This window comes from Porphyrobacter sp. YT40, from assembly GCF_006542605.1.
Classification (GTDB): Bacteria; Pseudomonadota; Alphaproteobacteria; order Sphingomonadales; family Sphingomonadaceae; genus Erythrobacter.
Map to the genome: position 1 here is coordinate 3,361,899 of NZ_CP041222.1, position 18,556 is coordinate 3,380,454.

The 18,556-nt window shown below is 65.3% G+C and carries 9 protein-coding genes; 4 read left to right on the top strand and 5 right to left on the bottom strand.

The genetic code is table 11. The annotated features are described in order from the left end of the window. Window positions 1-57: 57 nt before the first annotated feature. Together E2E27_RS15885 and E2E27_RS15890 are read right to left on the bottom strand one after the other, a co-directional pair. Window positions 58-843: an SDR family NAD(P)-dependent oxidoreductase gene (locus E2E27_RS15885; RefSeq protein ID WP_141460788.1), complete on the bottom strand. Its 786-nt coding sequence runs from the start codon at window positions 841-843 to the stop codon at window positions 58-60. A gap of 93 nt (window positions 844-936) precedes the next feature. Beyond that, entirely contained in the window at window positions 937-2,106 is a 1,170-nt protein-coding gene (locus E2E27_RS15890) for an acetyl-CoA C-acetyltransferase (protein ID WP_141460790.1), read from the bottom strand. Between the two features lie 347 nt (window positions 2,107-2,453). On the opposite strand from E2E27_RS15890, the gene E2E27_RS15895 reads away from it, so the two are divergent. The 4 genes from E2E27_RS15895 to E2E27_RS15910 all read left to right on the top strand — a co-directional run bounded on the left by E2E27_RS15895 (window position 2,454) and on the right by E2E27_RS15910 (window position 9,767). After that, window positions 2,454-5,654 (top strand): TonB-dependent receptor domain-containing protein, encoded by a 3,201-nt coding sequence (locus E2E27_RS15895; protein ID WP_141460792.1) that lies wholly within the window; start codon window positions 2,454-2,456, stop codon window positions 5,652-5,654. Between the two features lie 70 nt (window positions 5,655-5,724). After that, entirely contained in the window at window positions 5,725-7,242 is a 1,518-nt protein-coding gene (locus tag E2E27_RS15900) for a putative 2OG-Fe(II) oxygenase (protein WP_141460794.1), read from the top strand. A 4-nt stretch (window positions 7,243-7,246) separates the two neighbouring features. Beyond that, window positions 7,247-9,127 carry a tetratricopeptide repeat-containing sulfotransferase family protein gene (locus tag E2E27_RS15905; protein ID WP_141460796.1) on the top strand — a complete coding sequence of 627 codons (1,881 nt, stop codon included), beginning with the start codon at window positions 7,247-7,249 and terminating at the stop codon, window positions 9,125-9,127. 94 nt (window positions 9,128-9,221) lie between these two features. Next, window positions 9,222-9,767 carry a hypothetical protein gene (locus E2E27_RS15910; protein ID WP_141460798.1) on the top strand — a complete coding sequence of 182 codons (546 nt, stop codon included), beginning with the start codon at window positions 9,222-9,224 and terminating at the stop codon, window positions 9,765-9,767. Window positions 9,768-9,848: 81 nt separating this feature from the next. On the opposite strand, the gene E2E27_RS15915 is transcribed toward E2E27_RS15910, so the two are convergent. The 3 genes from E2E27_RS15915 to clpB form a co-directional block, all read right to left on the bottom strand. Next, window positions 9,849-11,843, bottom strand: a complete 1,995-nt coding sequence (locus E2E27_RS15915) for an alpha/beta hydrolase family protein (protein WP_141460800.1) — start codon at window positions 11,841-11,843, stop codon at window positions 9,849-9,851. 144 nt (window positions 11,844-11,987) lie between these two features. Beyond that, complete coding sequence (locus E2E27_RS15920) at window positions 11,988-15,521, bottom strand: TonB-dependent receptor domain-containing protein (RefSeq protein WP_141460802.1); 3,534 nt, start codon at window positions 15,519-15,521, stop codon at window positions 11,988-11,990. A gap of 363 nt (window positions 15,522-15,884) precedes the next feature. Then, window positions 15,885-18,464, bottom strand: coding sequence for an ATP-dependent chaperone ClpB (gene clpB / locus E2E27_RS15925; RefSeq protein WP_141460804.1), 2,580 nt, complete (start codon window positions 18,462-18,464; stop codon window positions 15,885-15,887). Window positions 18,465-18,556 lie beyond the last annotated feature (92 nt).

The following is an 18,556-nucleotide window of genomic DNA, read 5'->3' on the forward strand; positions in this document are numbered from 1 at the left end:
CGCCTCCCGGTCTTGCGGAAGGCGGCGTTTTCGTGTGTCTTGCGGGCTTGTTACGGCCTAGCGAGGGGCCATCCGGATCGCACCGTCGAGGCGCACGTCCTCGCCGTTGAAATAGCCGGTCTCGATCATGCACAGGGCGAGCTTGGCATATTCGGTCGGGATGCCGAGGCGCTTGGGGAACGGCACCGATGCGGCCAGCGCGTCACGCACGTTCTGCGGCGCGGCGGCGAGCAGCGGGGTGTCGAAGATGCCCGGCAGGATGGTGTTCACGCGGATACCCTCGTTCATCAGGTCGCGCGCGATGGGCAGCGTCATGCCGATCACGCCCGCCTTCGAGGCCGAGTATGCCGCCTGGCCAATCTGGCCATCTTCACCGGCGACCGACGCGGTGTTGACGATCGCGCCGCGCTCGCCGTTCTCGTCGAGCGGGTCGAGCGTTAGCATCCCGGCTGCCGACTTGGCGATGCAGCGGAAGGTGCCGATCAGGTTGACCTGAATGACGAAGTCGAAGGCCGAGATGGGAAAGTGCTTGATCGAGCCGTCTTCCTTGCTGCGACTGGCGGTCTTGATCGCGTTGCCGATCCCGGCGCAGTTGACGAGAATGCGCTCCTGCCCGTGGGCCTCGCGCGCCTTGGCGAAACCGGCGTCGACGTCCTCGTCCTTGGTCACGTTGACGAGGCAGAACACCCCGCCGATTTCCGCGGCGAGCGCTTCACCCTTTTCGGCGTTCATGTCGAAGATCGCGACCTTGGCGCCCTTGGCCGCCAGCGCGCGCGCCGTTGCCGCGCCGAGGCCCGAGGCACCGCCGGTGACGACGGCGGGGGTATTGGCTGAAACTTCCATCTTCATTTTCCTCTCAAATGCGAGCCCCCGCGAAGGCGGGGGCCTCAGTCATTTACGGACGAGATCCCCGCCTGCGCGGGGACTCACAGCGCCTTAAAGGCTCTCGATAATCGTCACGTTGGCGACACCGCCGCCTTCGCACATCGTCTGGAGGCCGTATTTCTTGCCGTGGCGCTTCAGGGTGTGGACCAGCGTCGCCATCAGCTTGGTGCCGCTCGCACCCAGCGGGTGCCCGAGCGCAATCGCGCCGCCGTGGACGTTCAGCCGTTCCGGGTCAGCCCCGGTGTGCTTGAGCCACGCGAGCGGCACGGATGCGAAGGCCTCGTTCACCTCGAACAGGTCGATATCGTCGATGGTCATGCCGGCGCGCTGCAAGGCCTTGTCGGTCGCGAAGAGCGGCTCTTCCAGCATAATCACCGGATCGCCCGCGGTGACGGTGAGGTTGTGAATGCGCGCCAGCGGGGTGAGGCCGTGAGCTTTCAAGGCCGCCTCGCTCACCACCAGCACCGCCGAGGAACCGTCGCAGATCTGGCTCGACGAGGCCGCGGTCAACGCACCATCGGGCGAGAGCAGCTTGACGCCTGCGATGCCTTCGAGGCTCGCATCGAAGCGGATACCTTCATCGACGGTGTGCATCTGGGTGCCTTCGGGAGTTTCGATCTCCACCGGCACGATCTCACGCTCGAACGCGCCGGACTGCGTGGCGGCAATCGCCTTGCGGTGGCTGTCATAGGCGAACTGGTCGAGCTGATCCTTGGTGAAGCCGTGCTTCTTGACGATCATCTCCGCGCCCATGAACTGGCTGAAGTTGATGCCGGGAAACTTCTCCTCCAGCCCCGCCGCCTTTTGCAGCAGACCTTCCTTCATGTGCAGCGTGACGTTGGAGCCCATCGGCACGCGGGTCATGCTTTCGACGCCGCTGGCGATCACCACGTCCTGCGTGCCGCTCATAACCGCCTGCGCCGCGAACTGGATCGCCTGCTGGCTGGAGCCGCACTGGCGGTCGATGGTGACGGCCGGGGTCGATTGCGGGAGCAGCTTGCTCGCCAGCACACCCATGCGCCCGACCTGCAAGGCCTGCTCGCCCGCCTGGCTGACGCAGCCGGTCACGACATCGTCGATCGACTTGGGGTCGATCCCCGAGCGCTCGACAATGGCATCGAGCGATTTCGCCAGCAGATCAACCGGATGCACCCCGGCCAAGCGCCCGCCGCGACGCCCGCCGGCGGTGCGGACAGCTTCGACAATATAGGCTGTGGTCATGTCTCTCTCCCTGATCGGACCGGCCCTGCCGACCCCGCCACGAGCGGTGCGAAATCGGTTTCGCATTACCACTCGTCTGTACCCTCAGCGCCTATTCAAGCGCCCCGGGCAAATCAAGCGACCAAATTGATGGTGCCCGCAAGGCACTGTCCCAACGGGCATCTTCCGACTGTTGCAGAAGCGTAACAGGTTCGCTGCAAGCGCGTTGCCAAGGGTGAATTGGGTTTGCACTCCCCAAGGGCTTGGCGCATTCGGCACATCGGAGAGGGCTAAGAGGTGCAATGTCACCAGCCCTTGACGTTTGAAGTGTCAATTGACCTGGTCAAACCTAGAGGAGGAAGACCACCATGAAGAAGCACGCGCTTCTCAAGGCCGGTGCGGCAACCGCCGTCATCGCCCTGACCGTTGGTGCCCCTGCATTTGCGCAGGACGCCGACGTCACCACCGATAACACCGCAGAGGCTGAAGAAGTCCAGGCGATCGTCGTTACCGGCACCCGTCTGCGCTCGCCGAACCTCGAATCGGCCAGCCCCGTCACCGTCGTGACCGCGGAAGAATTCGCCCTGACCGGGACGACCCGCGTCGAAGATCTCATCAACTCGCTGCCGCAGGTGTTCGCTGCCCAGGGCGGCAACATCGCCAACGGCGCGAGCGGTATTGCGACCCTCAACCTGCGCAACCTCGGCCCCGAGCGGACCCTGGTGCTGATCAACGGCCGCCGCATGGCGCCGGGCACGCCCTCGACCTCCGCGTCGGACATCAACTTCATCCCCGCCGCGCTGATCGAACGTACCGACGTTCTGACCGGCGGTGCCTCGTCGGTGTACGGCGCGGACGCGGTTGCGGGCGTTGTGAACTTCGTGCTCGACACCGACTTCGAAGGCTTCAAGATCAACCTCAACTACGGTGTCTACAACCACAACAACCGTGCGGCTTCCGATGTGCGCGCCGCCAATGACGCGCGCGGCTTCGGCTATCCGACCGGCATGGTCACCGATGGCGGCACCTTCGATGCCACCGTTGCCTTCGGCAGCAGCTTCGACGACGGTCGTGGCCGTGTCACTGCCTACGCCGGCTACCGCAAGATCGATCCGGTGCTGCAGGCCCGCCGCGACTACTCGTCGTGCTCGCTCTCGGCTCGTACTGCCGCGCAGGCTTCGGCTGCCAACGGCAACCGCTACACCTGCGGCGGCTCGGCCACCTCGGCCAACGGCACCGCGATCTATTTCGACGATTTCGATGACCTGACCGACCTCGAAGGCGGTGGCCCCGACGGCGATCAGCCCGATGGCGTCGCGGATTCGCTGACCTCGACCCTGTCGCAGTTCGGCCCCAACCGCACGCTGCTGCCGGGCTTCACCGCGTTCAACTTCGGTCCGCTGAACTACTTCCAGCGTCCCGACGAACGTTACACCGCCGGTGTCTTCGCCGATTACGAGATCTCCAGCGCGCTCAAGCCCTACATGGAGTTCATGTTCATGGACGACCGCACGGTCGCCCAGATCGCTCCGTCGGGTAACTTCGGCAACACGCTGTCGATCAACTGCGACAACCCGCTTCTGGGTGCCGGTCAGGTTGCGGCGTTCTGCGACGATGAAAACCTGCTCGTCAGCCCGCTGCCGGGCGATGCCTTCTTCACCGTCGGCAACGTCGCGCGCGAAAACGCCGCTCGCGCCGAACGCAACATTGGTGAACCGCAGCTGCCGACCACGCCGTTCGATTTCATCGATCCGCTGACCGGCAACACCTACAACCGCGGCTTCCTGCAGCTGCTGCGTCGCAACGTCGAAGGCGGTGCGCGTCAGGACGATCTCCAGCACGTTTCCTATCGTGCCGTGATCGGGATGCGCGGCGAACTGTCGCCGGCGTGGTCGTATGATGCCTACTACCAGTATGGCCGCAACAACTACAACCAGACCTACCTCAACGACTTCTCGGTCACGCGCCTTGGCCGTGCCCTCGATATCGTGGAAGGTCCGAATGGCACGCCGGTGTGCCGTTCGACGCTCGACGGTTCGGACGTGAACTGCGTGCCGTGGGACATCTTCTCGCCGGGCACGGTTGCTCCGTCGGATGCTTCGATCCAGTACCTCTCGACCCCGGGCTTCTCGCGCGGCATCGTGAGCCAGCAGGTCGCAAGTGCATACCTTTCGGGCTCGCTGGGTGAATACGGCTTCAAGACTCCCTGGGCCGACCAGGGCGTGGACGTCGTGTTCGGTGCCGAATATCGTAAGGAAAGCCTCGAGTTCAACTCGGACACCGCCTTCAGCACCGGCGATCTCGCCGGTCAGGGCGCGGCGACCCTTCCGGTGCGCGGCAGCTTCGACGTGACGGAATTCTTCACCGAAATCCGTCTGCCGATCGCGCAGGACAGCTGGGTGTATGACTTCACGCTCACCGGCGGTTACCGTTATTCGGACTACAGCACCGGCGTGAATACCGACACCTACAAGATCGAGGGTGAATTCGCCCCGACCCGCGACTTCCGCCTGCGCGGTGGTTACAACCGGGCCGTTCGTGCACCCACGGTGCAGGATCTGTTCGCGCCGAACCTCGTCGCTCTCGATGGCTCGTCGGACCCGTGCGCCGGCTTCACCATCACCGCTGCTGACACCGGCTGTCTGGCCCAGGGCCTGACCGTCGGTCAGTTCGTGGCGCCGAACCCGGCTGACCAGTACAACGGGTTCGTCGGCGGCAACGCCAACCTGAACCCCGAAAAGGCCGACACCTACACCGGTGGTGTGGTGCTGACCCCGACCTTCCTGCCCGGCTTCACGGCGAGTGTTGACTACTTCAACATCGCCATCGAGCAGGCAATCGGCGGGATCGGTTCGGACACCATCCTCGCGGCCTGTACGGCTTCGGCGGATCCGTTCTTCTGCGGCCTCATCAACCGCGATCCCTCGGGCTCGCTGTGGCGTTCGGCGGCTGGTTTCACGACCAACGTCACGCAGAACATCGGTGGCTTCGAGACCTCGGGTATCGACGCTCAGGTGAACTACAGCACCGAGATCGGCAATGCCGGTACGCTGAGCTTCAACTTCCTGGGCACCTGGACCGAAAAGCTGGTGATCGACACCGGCGTTTCGATCCCGGGCACCGACCAGACCTATGACTGCGTCGGTCTCTACGGCAACGTCTGCGGTCAGCCGACCCCGGAATGGCGCCACCAGGCCCGTCTCGGGTTCAACACCCGCAGCGGCTTCGGCGCTTCGCTTCGTTGGCGTTATTTCGACAGCGTCACGGTCGACGCGGTCGAAAACAACACCAACCTGCGCAACGTCAGTGCAGCCGGTCCGGCTCCGGGTGGGGTCGCCCGTCCGGGTGTCGCCAAGTTCGACGATGTCAGCTACTTCGACCTGACCTTCACGTTCGAAGCCGCCGACAACTTCAACTTCGTGCTCGGTGCGAACAACGTGCTCGACAAGGCGCCCCAGACCACCGGCTCGCAGGCTTGCCCCGCGGGTTCGTGCAACGGCAACGTCTACGCGCAGCTCTATGATGCGCTGGGCCGCTACATCTTCGCCGGTGTGACGCTTGATTTCTAAGCGTTACCGTCGCTAGACAACGAATGGCGGGCCGAAAGGCCCGCCATTTTCGTTTGGGGAACCTGTTCGCGTGAACCTTGCCGAAGCCCAAGCCCGGATCGCGCAGTTCCCGCTCCACGATCCCGCCGCCGCGCTCGGTACCGGGGTGGCGCTCATCAATGCCGACTATCCCGAGCTCCTGCTCCCCCACGCCCGCACCCTCGCCGCGCGCCATCCGGGCAGCGCCAAGGCGCAGCAATTGCTCGGTCTCGCCGCGCGCGCCTGCGGAGAGAGCCTGATCGCCGCCGAAGCCTTCGCCGCCGCCGCCAGCGCCGCGCCGCAGGACGCGCTGATCGCCCATTCGCGCGCCCGCACCGCGCTCGAGGCAGGTCAGCCCGCCGCCGCCCTGTTTGCCGCCGCCGCGCGCCTCGCGCCGCAGGACGGCGGCGTCATCCTCGGCCACGCCGCGGCGCTGCTGCACGAGGGCCGCGCGGACGAGGCCACCGCCCTGCTCACCCGCACCCTCGCCGCCAACCCGCTCTGGCTCGACGGGCACCGCAGCCTTGCCGCGATCGCCGGGCAGATGGGCGAAGACCCGCTCGCCAGCGTCGCCGCCGCGCTCGCCCGCCACCCGCGCGCGCCCGAGCTGCACCACTGCGCCATCTCGCTCGCGCTGCAAGCACGCGACCTGCCGCGCGCTGCCGCAGCGGTCGCAGCGGCCACCGCCGCCCTCGGCACGCCTGCATGGCTGACGCTGATGGCCGGCCACGTCGCCTCGGAACAGGGCGATCTGGCCGCCGCCGAGGCGCATTTTGCGAGGGCAGCGCCCCCCGGTGCCGATCCCGGCGCGGCATGGATGCACGCGCGCCACCTGCTCCGCGCCAACGCCGCCGATCGCGCCGCCGCGCTGCTCGAACCTCTCGTCGCCCAGCCCGGCGCAGGGCCGCTGTGGCCCTACCTGTCGCTGGCATGGCGGATGCGGGGCGATCCGCGCGCGGACTGGCTGGAGGGCGATACCCGGCTCGTGGGCGTCTACGATATCGGCCTGTCCGAAGCCGAGCTCGCCGCGCTCGCCGATCACCTGCGCGGCCTGCATTTCGCCCGCAGCGCCCCGCTCGACCAGTCGGTGCGCGGCGGGACGCAGACCGACGGCAACCTGCTGCTGCGCGCCGAGGCCCCGATCCGCGATCTCAAGGCGCGCCTGCTCGCGCTGGTGGAGCGCCACGTCGCGCAGCTCCCCCCGCCCGATCCCGGCCACCCCACCCTCCCCGCCCGCCGCGCTCCGCTGCGCATTGCCGGGGCATGGTCGGTGCGGCTGGAACAGGCAGGCTTTCACACCGATCACGTCCATCCGCAGGGCTGGTTCAGCTCGGCGCTCTATGTCGCCCTCCCCGAAACGCTCGGCAAAGGCGGAGAGGATCACGACGGGTGGCTCAGCCTCGGCGAGGCGCGCGATCTGGTCCCGAGCCTGCCGCCGCGCCAGCTGATCGAGCCCAAGCCGGGGCGGCTGGTGCTGTTCCCATCGACCATGTGGCATGGTACGCGCCCCTTCCCCCAAGGCGAACGGCTGACGGTCGCCTTCGACATTGCCCGACCCCGACAGGATTAGCCCCATGCAACAGGCCGCCCCCACCGACACGCTCGCCCCCGCCATCGCCGAGGCCCTGCGCTTGCGACAGGCCGGGGATGCGGCAGGCGCGCTGGCGCTGGCCGAACGCCACGCCGCGCCGAGCGAGGAAGGCGCGCCCTTTCTGGCAATCGCGGGCCTCGCCGCGATGGAGCTGGGCGATCCCGTGCGCGCCCTGACGCATATTGAGCCGCTTGCCCGGATGCGCCCCGATGATCTCGAAATCCGCGCCGATCACGCCCGCGCGCTGCTCGCCGCCGGGCGCGACGATGAGGCGCTGGCGCTGTCCGAAGGGGCATCGCTCCCCGCACTCGCCCGCATCGAGGGCTGGATCCGCCAGCAGCGCGGCGACCTCAGACAGGCCCATGCCGCCTTCGCGCGCGTGCTTCAGGCCGAACCGACCGATGCCGCCAGCTGGAACAGCCTCGGCAATATCCATGATGCCGCCGGTCACGTCGACCGCGCGATCGGCGCTTTCGAGCACGCCATCACCTATCAGCCCGACGAGCCGGGGATGTATCTCAACCTCGCCGATCTGCTGCGCCGGGCGGATCGCGGCGTGGCCCGCCTCAAGGTTGCGCGCGATGTCGCCGCCATCGCGCCCGATCGCCGCGACGTGCAGACCGAGCTGGCGATGGCGCTCGCACACAACGAAGAGCTCGACGAGGCGATTGCCGTGCTCGAAGCGGCAGTGCAGCGCTGGCCCGATTTCGGCGAATCCCATCTCGAACTGGGGCGGCTGTACGAAGCGACCAACCGCACCGACGCGCTGGCCGCTTTCCTCGCCGGCCTCGATCTTGCCGCCTGCCCGCCCGAGGTCGCCTTCCTCCACGCGTGGCTCGCCCAGCGCGAAGGGCGATTCGAGGACGCGATGCGCCATGCCGAGGCGATCCCGCCGACCATTCACCCGATGCGGCGCGAGGCGCTGATCGGCAATATCGCCGAACGCCTCGGCGATGCCCCGCGCGCCTTTGCCGCCTTCAGCGCGATGAACGCCGCCGCCATGGCCGAAGCCCCGCCGATGAAGGGGCCGAGTTTCCGCGCCAGTGTCGAAGCCGATTGCGCGCGCTGGAGCGCCGATTGGGCTGGGTGCTGGACACCGCCACTCGCCCCCGATGCTGCGCGGCGCGATCCGGTGTTCCTCGTCGGCTTTCCGCGTTCGGGCACGACCCTGCTCGACACGATGCTGATGGGCCTGCCCGAGGTGCAGGTGCTGGAAGAGCGCCCGATGATCGCGGGCACCCTGCGCCAGCTCGGCCAGGCCGATCTTGCCGCGCTGACCGCCGACCAGTGCCAAGCCCTGCGCGATGCCTATTTCGCCAGCGCCGCAGCGCATGGGTGGGATGGCCAGCGCTGGCTGATCGACAAGCACCCGCTCAACATGGCGCGCGCGCCGCTGATCCATCGCCTGTTCCCGAACGCGCGCTTCATCCTTGCCGAGCGCCATCCGGCCGACGCTGTGCTGAGCTGTTTCATGGCGAACTTCACGCTCAATCATGCGATGCGCAGCTTCACCGATCTCGAGGAGGCCGCGCGCACCTATGATGCGGTGTTCGGCGCGTGGAAGCAGGCCCATGCGCTGTTCCCGCTTGCCGCCCATGCCGTTCGTTACGAAAGGCTGGTCGAAGACCCGCGCGGCGAATTGCAGCCGCTGACGCAGTGGCTCGGCCTTGACTGGGACGACCGGCTGCTCGCGCATGAGGACACAGCGCGCAGCCGCGGCCGGGTGCGCACGGCGAGCTATGCGCAGATTTCCGAGCCGCTCTACACCCGCGCGCGCGGCCGCTGGCGGCGCTACGCCGATCAGCTCGCCCCGGTGATGCCGATCCTCGCCCCCTGGGCCGAGAAGATGGGCTACGACCTCTGATCGCACGCCCGCCGATTGCCTTGCACGCGGCGCGGCGGTAATCAGACAGGCGAAGGACGAGGCTGCAACCGGCCTTGCGAGGGAGAGACGCGCCATGACCATGATCCGTGCCGCCGGTGCCGCCTGCGCTGTGATGACCGCCGTCATCGCGGTGCCCGGCGCTGCCGAGGACAAGCCCGACGAAAGCGCCTATGTCAGCGCCCTGCGCGCCTGTCAGGGCAAGACCGACGATGCCGAACGCCTCGCCTGTTTCGACACCGCCGTCGCCTCGATCGTGGCCGCCAGCACCGAAGGCGAAGTGCGCGTGGTCGACCGCGAGGAAGTGCGCGAGACGCGGCGCAAGCTGTTCGGCTTTGCCCTGCCCGATTTCGGCATTTTCGGCGGCAAGAGCGACAAGGACGATGCGGAAGCGGCCGAGGAGTTCACCACGCTCAACACCACCATCACCGGCGTGCGCACCAGCAGCGGCAAATATGTGCTGGTGACCGAAGAGGGCGCGCAGTGGCAGCTTGACGAGATGCCCGCGCGGCTGATGAAGCCCAAGGTCGGCCAATCGCTCGAGATCAAGAAGGGCGCGCTCAGCAGCTATTTCCTGCGCATCAACGGGCAGAAGGGCGTCAAGGGCCGCCGCCTGCAATAGGCGCTGGCGACAGGACGCCAAAGCAAAAGGGCGCGGCCATCGCTGGCCGCGCCCTTTGTTTTTCGCGTCCTCGCGTCCGCCTTACAGCCCGCCCGGGCCGCAATCGTTGGCGAGGTAATCGAGCATCTTGGTGTAGAGCTGCTGCTGGTGGTTGTACATCAGCGTGTTGTAGAAGTGGTCAGCCCCTTCGAGCGTGATGAACTCGCCGGTCTTGCCTGCCGCCTGGAAGGCCTTCTGATAGTCCTTCAGGTGGTAATACATCACCCGGCGATCGACGTTGCCGTGGATCATCAGCAGCGGAATATTGACCTTGCTGACTTCCTTCATCGGGTTCACCCCGATCATCCCGCGCCGCTTGGACCATTCGTCCAGCGCCTTGAGGTCGGGGCTGCGGCGGCCCATGTACTGCTTTTCGGGGTCAGCCACCGCCGCGCCTGCGATCGCGCATTGGTAGAGCTGCTCGTCGCGGCTCAGCGAGACCAGCGCGGCATAGCCGCCATAGGACCAGCCGAAGAAGGCCACCCGCTCGGGATCGACCAGACCTTGCTCGATCAGGTATTTGACCCCGTCATCCTTGTCGTCCTGCATCCTGCCGCCGTGCTCGCCATAGCCGGCGTCGAAGTGCTTCTGGCCCCAGCCCACCGAGATGCGGTTGTCGGGGTGGAGCACCATGTAGCCCGCGTTGGCGAGCATCTGGCCCCATTCGTCGTAACCGACCATGCCGTTGACGTGCGGGCCGCCATTGTGCTGCACGATCAGCGGGAACGGCGGCTTGCCCTTGGGCACCGTCACCCACGCCGGGATCATCAAACCGTCACGCGCGGGGTAGCGGATGTATTTCACATCGGCGAGCTGTTCGGGATTGACCAGCGGGTTGCGGCTGCCGAGCTTGGCCAGCTTGCCGTCCTTGACGAGCCAGAACGAGCCCGGATCATGCGGTCCGCGATTGGTCACCACCATCGACTTGCCATCGAGCGAACGGCTCGAGATCGTCAGCTGGTGTGCGTAGGGGATCTGCTGCTCGAGCGCTTCGTGCAGCGCCTTTTCCTCCTCGTCGAACCAGTGCCGCTCCATCCGCGCGCCGGGATAACGGGCCGCGACCAGCTTGTCGTTGCCGGGGATCGAGTGGAGCTGGATGCCCATCACATCGGCATCGGCGTCCTGAAACAGCTTCTTGCCGATCTGGCCGGTGGTGAAGTCGAACTCGTAAAGCCCGGCCTTGTCCTCGCCATTGGGGTTGTCGATCATGTAGCCGAGGTTGGGGTTGTCGGGATCGAAGCCGGCGATACCGTGGATCCCGCCCAGCACGCGGTAGAGATTGGCCGGATCGTTGAGATCCAGTTCCATCAGCTTGGTCCAGTCACCGTCACCCGGCTTGCGGTAATAGGAAATCACCTTGCCCGCCTGGGTGTCCTGCACCTGCGTGAAGCGCGGATTGCCCTTGTTGTCCCAGGTGGACACGAAGGGGATCTTGCCCCCGCCGCGCAGCACCAGTTCGCGCGCGCCGGTGTTGAGGTTGAAGCGGTAATAGGAGCGCGGGCGGATCGCCGCATAGGGATCGACCCCGGTCGCATCGGGGATCGTCGTGCCGGTCGACACCAGCACCTGATCCGGCTCGTCGGGCAGCAGATTGACGATGCCGAAATTGCCGTCGATCGAGGTGAACTTGTTGGTCGAGAGCCTGTAGGAATAGGTGCGGTAATCGCGCACATCCTCTTCGGGGCCCTTCACGGTCTTGCGGTTGACCTGCCAGGCCGAGCCGAAGATCACGTCGTTGCTGACCCACTGGGCCGAGTTGATTTCCATCGGATCGGCATTGAGCCGCCGCAGCGGCTTCGACAGATCGCTCGTTTCGTAGATTTCGAGGAGGTATTCGCCTTCCTTGCTTTCGACCTTGTGGACCAGCAGGTGCTTGCCATCGGGCGAAATCTGCACCGCGTTCACGACATCGCGCAGCGCCCAGACATCGACCGGCACGGTGCCTTGCGCCTGACTGGGCGCGGGGCCGGCCGTGACGAGGCCGAGCGAGGAAATGCCGATCAGTGCGGCGGCGAGCGAGGTCTTGAGAAGTTTCATGATCTGTACCTGTCCCGAGGTCGTTGCAGAAACGGGGCGGGAGCCGGTGCGGCTAGGGGGCCGTGGCCCCGCCCACAAACGAAAATGCGGCCTCTCGGCAGGTGCCGGGAGGCCGCATTGTTCAGTCAATCAGGCCATTGCCGATCAGAAGCGATAGAGCAGCTGAGCGAAGTATTCGCGGCCGTTGAGGTCGTAGCCACCACCCAGCGGGGTGTTGCCGATCGCCAGCACTTCCGAGCTGTCGACCCGCGGCGGCGCGGTGTTGAAGAGGTTGGTGACGCCCGCGATGATGCGGAAATCGCCATTGTCCCAACGGATCGAGGCGGTGTGTTCGAAATACTCGTCGGCAAAGCCGATGTCGCGGCAGAACACGTTGTCACCCTGCACGATGCCATTGAGCTGACCGGCATTGGGCTGGCCAGCCGGGTTGCGCGAACCGCTTCCGAGACAGGTATCGGAGATGAAGCCGGTGGCGGTGCCATCAGGTCCATAACCGAACGCATCCGAGAACGCGTCCACTTCTTCATCGAGCTGCGAAACGGCACCGACGTAGCGAGTCTGCCAGGTGAACAGGAAATCGCTGTAGCGCACGTTGAACGTGGCACGTCCGATCCAGCTCGGGAAGAAGAACTGGCCTGCGAAATCGTCGGTGAAGCGGTTGCCCGCTGCATCGCGGGTGGTGGTCGACCGTTCGATCAGGTGGTTTGCGGTGATGTTGAGCGACAGGTCGAATTCTTCCTGCCCGATCGTCACCGGATAGCTGAACGTGGTGTTGATATCGAGACCACGAACCGATTCCTGATCGAGGTTGATGAACGCAGCCTGGATTTGCGAAATCAGGAGACGCGCCGAAACCTGATCGCTCGCGGTGATGCGGTCGCAGAACGGGCTGCGGCCACCATCCAGACGGTTGTAGCAGTCGTCGAGAATGAAACCGCCGCCAGCTTCAACGATCGAGTTCTTCAACTTGATGTCGTAATAGTTGAAGTTGAAGGCAAACTCGAAGCCGCTCGCCCAGTCCTCTTCGAACGCGAAGCCGGTCGTGATCGAGCGCGAGGTTTCCGGATCGATGTCGAGCGAACCGCCGCTGAAGACCTGAACACTGGCCTGTTGCGCTACGGTCGCACCGGCCTCATCGATACCGACGCGGGTCGGATCGCGACCCTCGCGGCGGCAGTTGGCGAGAACCGAGGGATCGCGCGATTCGTTCTCGGGGATGTAGCCAACCCCGGCAGCGAAGGCCACGGTCGGCACAGCGCAAGGATCGATCAGGTTACCAAAGCCCGACTGGCTGCGCAGGAAGTTCTCGCGCAGGTTCGGCGCACGGAACGACGTGCCGTAGCTGAACTTGAGCAGCAGCGGAGCCACCGGACGCCAACCACCCTTCAGGGCGAAGGTGCCGTTGGTGCCGTAGAACTCTTCGTCGGTGAGGCGGCCCGAAAGGTTGACGGTCAGCTCTTCCACCATCGGCTTGCCGGCCTGGAGCGGCAGATCGATTTCGCCGTAGAGTTCGCGGATCCACTTGGAACCGACCGCACCGCCGTCAGCGAAGAAGCCCCAGAACAGGCCGTTCGACGCCACGAAGTTCGGCTGCGAGTCGATCGAGTCTTCGCGCCATTCACCGCCAAGCACCACGCCGACCGGACCGGCAGGCAAGTCGAACAGGTCACCCGTGATGTAGCCCGAGATGATCTTCTGTTCGTAGACAGTGTTGAACGAACGGACACCGAACAGGTAATCGCGCTCCGCCTGGGTCGCGAAGTCACCGATCGGCGCAGTCGAGACACCCGGTGAGCCGTAGAGCGACGGCGCGAACAGGTTCACCGGCACACAGCCCGCAAGCAGATCGGACGGCGCAAGATTCGGGTTGCGCAGACCCGCCGCGTTACACGGCGTGCCACCCGCGACGCCGGTGCTGGCAAGCAGCATCGGGCTGTTGACGAGGCTGATGTAGTCGTCGGCAATCCCGTCACCATCGTTGTCGACCGTGTTCGCGGGCGGCCCGGAGGGATTGAAGTCCGCAGTCGGGTCGATGCCGAGCGCGAACGCCAGCTTGTCTTCGCGGATACCGAGACGCACGGACTTACCGATCGAACGCGAGTAGACGCCCGACACATCGAAGGTCCAGCTGGAGCCGATGAAGGGCAGATCGCCGCGAACGCCGAGCACGCCACGATACTGCTCCTGCTGCACGTCGGTGTTGTTCCGGTCGCCATCGACCAGCAAAACCGGACGCACCGCCAGCGAGCTCAGCGAGGAGAACGGCGCGAGCGCAGGCGAACCGACAGCGGGCGGGCGCCCATTGTTCGGTTGACCCGGGAGAATCTGCTGGAAGTTGTTGTCGATCGCACGGCAATCCACGCCGCCAGCGGCCTGATTACAGGGGTTGAAGGCATTGCTCGCCGGAACCCAAGGGAAGAACTGCCCCTGACGACCGTTGTTGTTCGCAGTTTCGAAGCGGCTGTAGCTCGCCTCGAAATAGGGGGTGATGTTCGCCTCGCCCGGCAGGACATATTCACCATAGGTAAAGACGTTATAGGTGTCCTGCCGCGGAATGAAGACCTGCGTCGGGTCGATCTGGCCATAATTGATCGGATCGATGTCCTGCAAACCGTCGCCGTTACGATCAATCGGATCGGCGAACGCGTTCGTGTTGTCCGAGAAGAAAGGAATGCCGGTGTTGCCCGCAATCGGCTGGCCACCCAAAGTAAGCCCATACTGACGCGGATCGAAGTAAGCGGTGCCGATGCGGGTCGGCGAGCCCGAGAACTGCACAACACCGCCGATGTTGCCGGCCTTGCACTCCTGCTCGGCCAGGCCGATCGTGCCATTGCTGCGGTTGAGGGCGTTCGCGTTGGCAAAGCGATCAACGGTCAGCACGTTGCCGTTCTGGTCGATTTCGAAGTGACGGTCGCAACCGGCAAGGAAGGGACGATCCTTCAGCTGGATTTCATCGACCCGGCGCCATTCGGCCCCGATTCCGAACACGGCGCGGTCGGTGTTGAAGCCCCAAGCGGCGCTGACAGTGAAATCGTCACCCGCACCGTATTCGTTGAGGTTGCCGTTGGCCTGAATTTCAAGCCCGTCGAAATTCTTCCGCAGAATGACGTTGATCACGCCCGCCACCGCGTCCGAACCGTAGATCGCCGAAGCACCGTCGGTCAGGATTTCATAGCGATCGACCAGCGAGGACGGCAGCAGGTTCAGCGAGGGGTTCGACGGCGCACCTTCCACGCCACCAGGCGAAAGGCGGCGACCGTTGATCAACAGCAGCGTACGGTCAGCACCGAGGCCGCGCAGATTGATGGTCTGCGAACCCGGACCGTTGTCGAGCACGAAGCCCTGGAAGGTCGCATCGATCTGCTGACCGGCAGCGGCTTCCGAACGCTGAAGGATCTGCGAAGGATCAAAGGCGCCGACAGCCTGCTGGTTTTCGGTGGTGAGCACCTGCAGCGGCGAAATCGACGAATAGGTGTCGCGCACGATGCGCGAACCGGTGACGGTGATATTGCCCGTCTTCGTGGAACCCTGAGCATCGGTCGCAACGTCGACCTGCTCCTCTTCCTCATCCGGCTGCTCGTCCGCATCCTGCGCCATCACCGGCCCGGCGATCACGAAAGCGATGGCCGAAGCCGAGTAGGCCAGAGCCTTGATCGAGGTGTTGTGAAATTTCTTCATGGTCACTCCAGTTGCCCAAACCGGAGAACGCCGGACAACCACCGCCGCCCGCCACATAATTGCCCCATGTGGAAGGCCAGCGCGTCAATGGTTGTCCAAGTCAGTCCCCGCAGTGACCGTTTTGTGCAATGGCGACGGTTTGATGTCAAAGCGCCCTGTCGCAACCCCGCACTTTTCCGGGGGGTGTTGCGTTAATCCCACATTCAGGGGCGTCACGAGGGTTCCGCCGCAACATTGTTAGTTTGTGGCTTTGCGAATATTAAAAGATAGGGCGGTTTGCACGCAACAAACCGCCCCGCTTATTGTATCGAACGACGCAAGCTTACAATCTTGCGCAGCCGCCGCAGCGCCGATCGGGCTCGCCTATTCGCGAATCGTCATCGCCAGCTGCCCGTCGCCCTCATCGATCACCAGCGTGCTGCCGTCGGGCAATTTGCCCTCCAGCAGCATCTCGGCGAGCGGATCCTGCACATAGCGCTGCACCGCCCGCTTCAAGGGCCGCGCGCCGTAGACCGGATCATAGCCCACCCGCCCGAGCCAGCGCAGCGCCGCATCGGTCAGGTCGAGCGTGATCTTGCGGTCGGCCAGCAGCTTCTGCACCCGGCCAACCTGAATCTCGACGATCGGCGCCATGTGCTCCTGCGCCAGGCGGTGGAACAGGATGATCTCGTCCAGCCGGTTGAGGAATTCGGGCCGGAAATGCCCGCGCACCACGTCCATCACGTCCTTCTCGACACTCGCGACATCGGCCCCGTCGGGCAGGTTGGCGAGATACTGGCTGCCGAGATTCGAGGTCAGGATGATAAGCGTGTTGGCAAAGTCCACCACCCGGCCCTGCCCGTCGGTGAGGCGGCCATCGTCGAGCACCTGCAGCAGCACGTTGAAGACATCGGAATGCGCCTTCTCGACCTCGTCGAACAGCACCACCTGATAGGGGCGGCGGCGCACGGCTTCGGTCAGCACCCCGCCCTCTTCATAACCGACATAGCCCGGAGGCGCGCCGATCAAGCGGGCAACGGCGTGCTTCTCCATGAATTCGCTCATGTCGATCCGCACCATCGCGCTGTCATCGTCGAACAGGAATCCGGCGAGCGCCTTGGTCAGTTCGGTCTTGCCGACGCCGGTGGGGCCGAGGAACAGGAAGCTGCCCAGCGGACGGCCGGGGTCTTGCAGCCCCGCCCGCGCACGGCGGACGGCCTTCGACACGGCCTCGATCGCTTGGCTCTGGCCGATCACGCGCTTGCCGAGGATCTCTTCCATCGCCAGCAGCTTCTCGCGCTCGCCCGCCATCATCTTGTCGACCGGCACGCCCGTCCAGCGGCTGACGACGGAGGCGATGTCCTCTTCGGTCACTTCCTCGCGCAGCATGGCGTTGGCCGCCTGCCCTTGCGCTTCGGCGAGCTGCTTTTCGAGCTGGGGGATGCGTCCGTAGCTGAGCTCCCCGGCCTTCGCGAGATCGCCTTCGCGCTGGGCCTGTTCGAGCTCCAGCCGCGCCGCATCGAGCTGCTCCTTGATCTTGCCCTCGGCCTCGATCTTGTCGCGCTCGTTCTGCCAGCGGGTGGTGAGTTCCGCGCTCTGCTGTTCGAGGTTCGCCAGTTCCTCGCGCAGCGCGACGAGGCGCTCCTTCGAATTGGCGTCGGTCTCCTTCTGGAGCGCCTGCTCCTCGATCTTCAGCTGGATGATCCGCCGGTCGAGCGCTTCGATCTCCTCGGGCTTGCTTTCCACCTCCATGCGGATGCGGCTCGCGGCCTCGTCCATGAGGTCGATCGCCTTGTCGGGGAGGAAGCGGTTCTGGATGTAGCGATCGGACAGCTTCGCCGCGGCGACGATCGCGCCGTCGGTGATGCGCACGCCGTGGTGCAGCTCGTACTTGTCCTTGATGCCGCGCAGGATCGAGATCGTATCCTCGACGGTCGGCTCGACAATGAACACCGGCTGGAACCGCCGCTGGAGCGCGGGGTCCTTCTCGACGTACTTCTGGTATTCATCGAGCGTGGTGGCGCCGATGCAGTGGAGTTCGCCGCGCGAGAGGGCGGGCTTGAGGAGGTTCGAGGCGTCCATCGAGCCTTCGGACGCGCCCGCCCCGATCAGGGTGTGCATCTCGTCGATGAACAGGATGATCTGGCCCTCGGCGGCCTTCACCTCGTCGAGCACAGATTTCAGCCGCTCTTCGAACTCGCCGCGATATTTCGCGCCCGCGATCAGCGCGCCCATGTCGAGGCTCATGAGCGTGCGGCCCTTGAGGCTGTCGGGCACGTCGCCATTGGCGATGCGCAGCGCGAGGCCTTCGGCAATCGCGGTCTTGCCGGTGCCGGGCTCGCCGATCAGCGCGGGGTTGTTCTTGGTGCGCCGGGCGAGGATCTGGATGGTGCGTCGGATCTCCTCGTCGCGGCCGATCACCGGATCGAGCTTCCCGTCACGTGCCGCCTGCGTGAGATCGCGGGCGAACTTCTTCATCGCGTCATAGGTGCTCTCGGCCCCCGCGGAATCGGCGCGCTTGCCGCCGCGCAGTTGCTCGATCGCGGCATTGAGCGCCTGAGGCGAGACGCCTGCCGCCTTGATCGCCTCGCCCGCCGGGGTCGGCGAAAGCGCGAGCGCGGTGAGCATCCGTTCGACGGTCACGTAGGAATCGCCCGCCTTGTCCGCCAGCTGTTCGGCGGAATCGAGCAGGCGCACGGCATCATTGTCGAGACCGGGGGTGGCCTGAGCGCCGCTGCCGGTGACGGCGGGGATCTTCGACAGGCCCGCATCCACCGCGGTCGCGGCCAGCGCAGGCTGACCGCCTGCACGCTGCAGCAGCCCGGCGGCCATGCCCTCGCTGTCCTCCAGCAAGGCCTTGGCGATATGCAGCGGGGTGATGCGCTGGTGATTGAGCCGGATCGCGACAGTCTGCGCGGCTTGCAGAAAGCCCTTCGCGCGGTCGGTGAACTTTTCGAGATTCATGATCGTCTAACCCCTCCAAAGGTTACACCCGGCAGATAGTGTTGCACATTGGCAACACAAGTGGTGCAGGTGAATTTTCTGCATCCGGTGTA

What these genes read in the sequence shown, in the direction of transcription:
- E2E27_RS15895 (WP_141460792.1), top strand. Translation starts at nt 2,454, where the DNA reads ATGAAGAAGCACGCGCTTCTCAAGGCCGGTGCGGCAACCGCCGTCATC.
- E2E27_RS15885 (WP_141460788.1), bottom strand. Translation starts at nt 843, where the DNA reads ATGGAAGTTTCAGCCAATACCCCCGCCGTCGTCACCGGCGGTGCCTCG.
- E2E27_RS15910 (WP_141460798.1), top strand. Translation starts at nt 9,222, where the DNA reads ATGACCATGATCCGTGCCGCCGGTGCCGCCTGCGCTGTGATGACCGCC.
- E2E27_RS15920 (WP_141460802.1), bottom strand. Translation starts at nt 15,521, where the DNA reads ATGAAGAAATTTCACAACACCTCGATCAAGGCTCTGGCCTACTCGGCT.
- E2E27_RS15890 (WP_141460790.1), bottom strand. Translation starts at nt 2,106, where the DNA reads ATGACCACAGCCTATATTGTCGAAGCTGTCCGCACCGCCGGCGGGCGT.
- clpB (WP_141460804.1), bottom strand. Translation starts at nt 18,464, where the DNA reads ATGAATCTCGAAAAGTTCACCGACCGCGCGAAGGGCTTTCTGCAAGCC.
- E2E27_RS15915 (WP_141460800.1), bottom strand. Translation starts at nt 11,843, where the DNA reads ATGAAACTTCTCAAGACCTCGCTCGCCGCCGCACTGATCGGCATTTCC.
- E2E27_RS15905 (WP_141460796.1), top strand. Translation starts at nt 7,247, where the DNA reads ATGCAACAGGCCGCCCCCACCGACACGCTCGCCCCCGCCATCGCCGAG.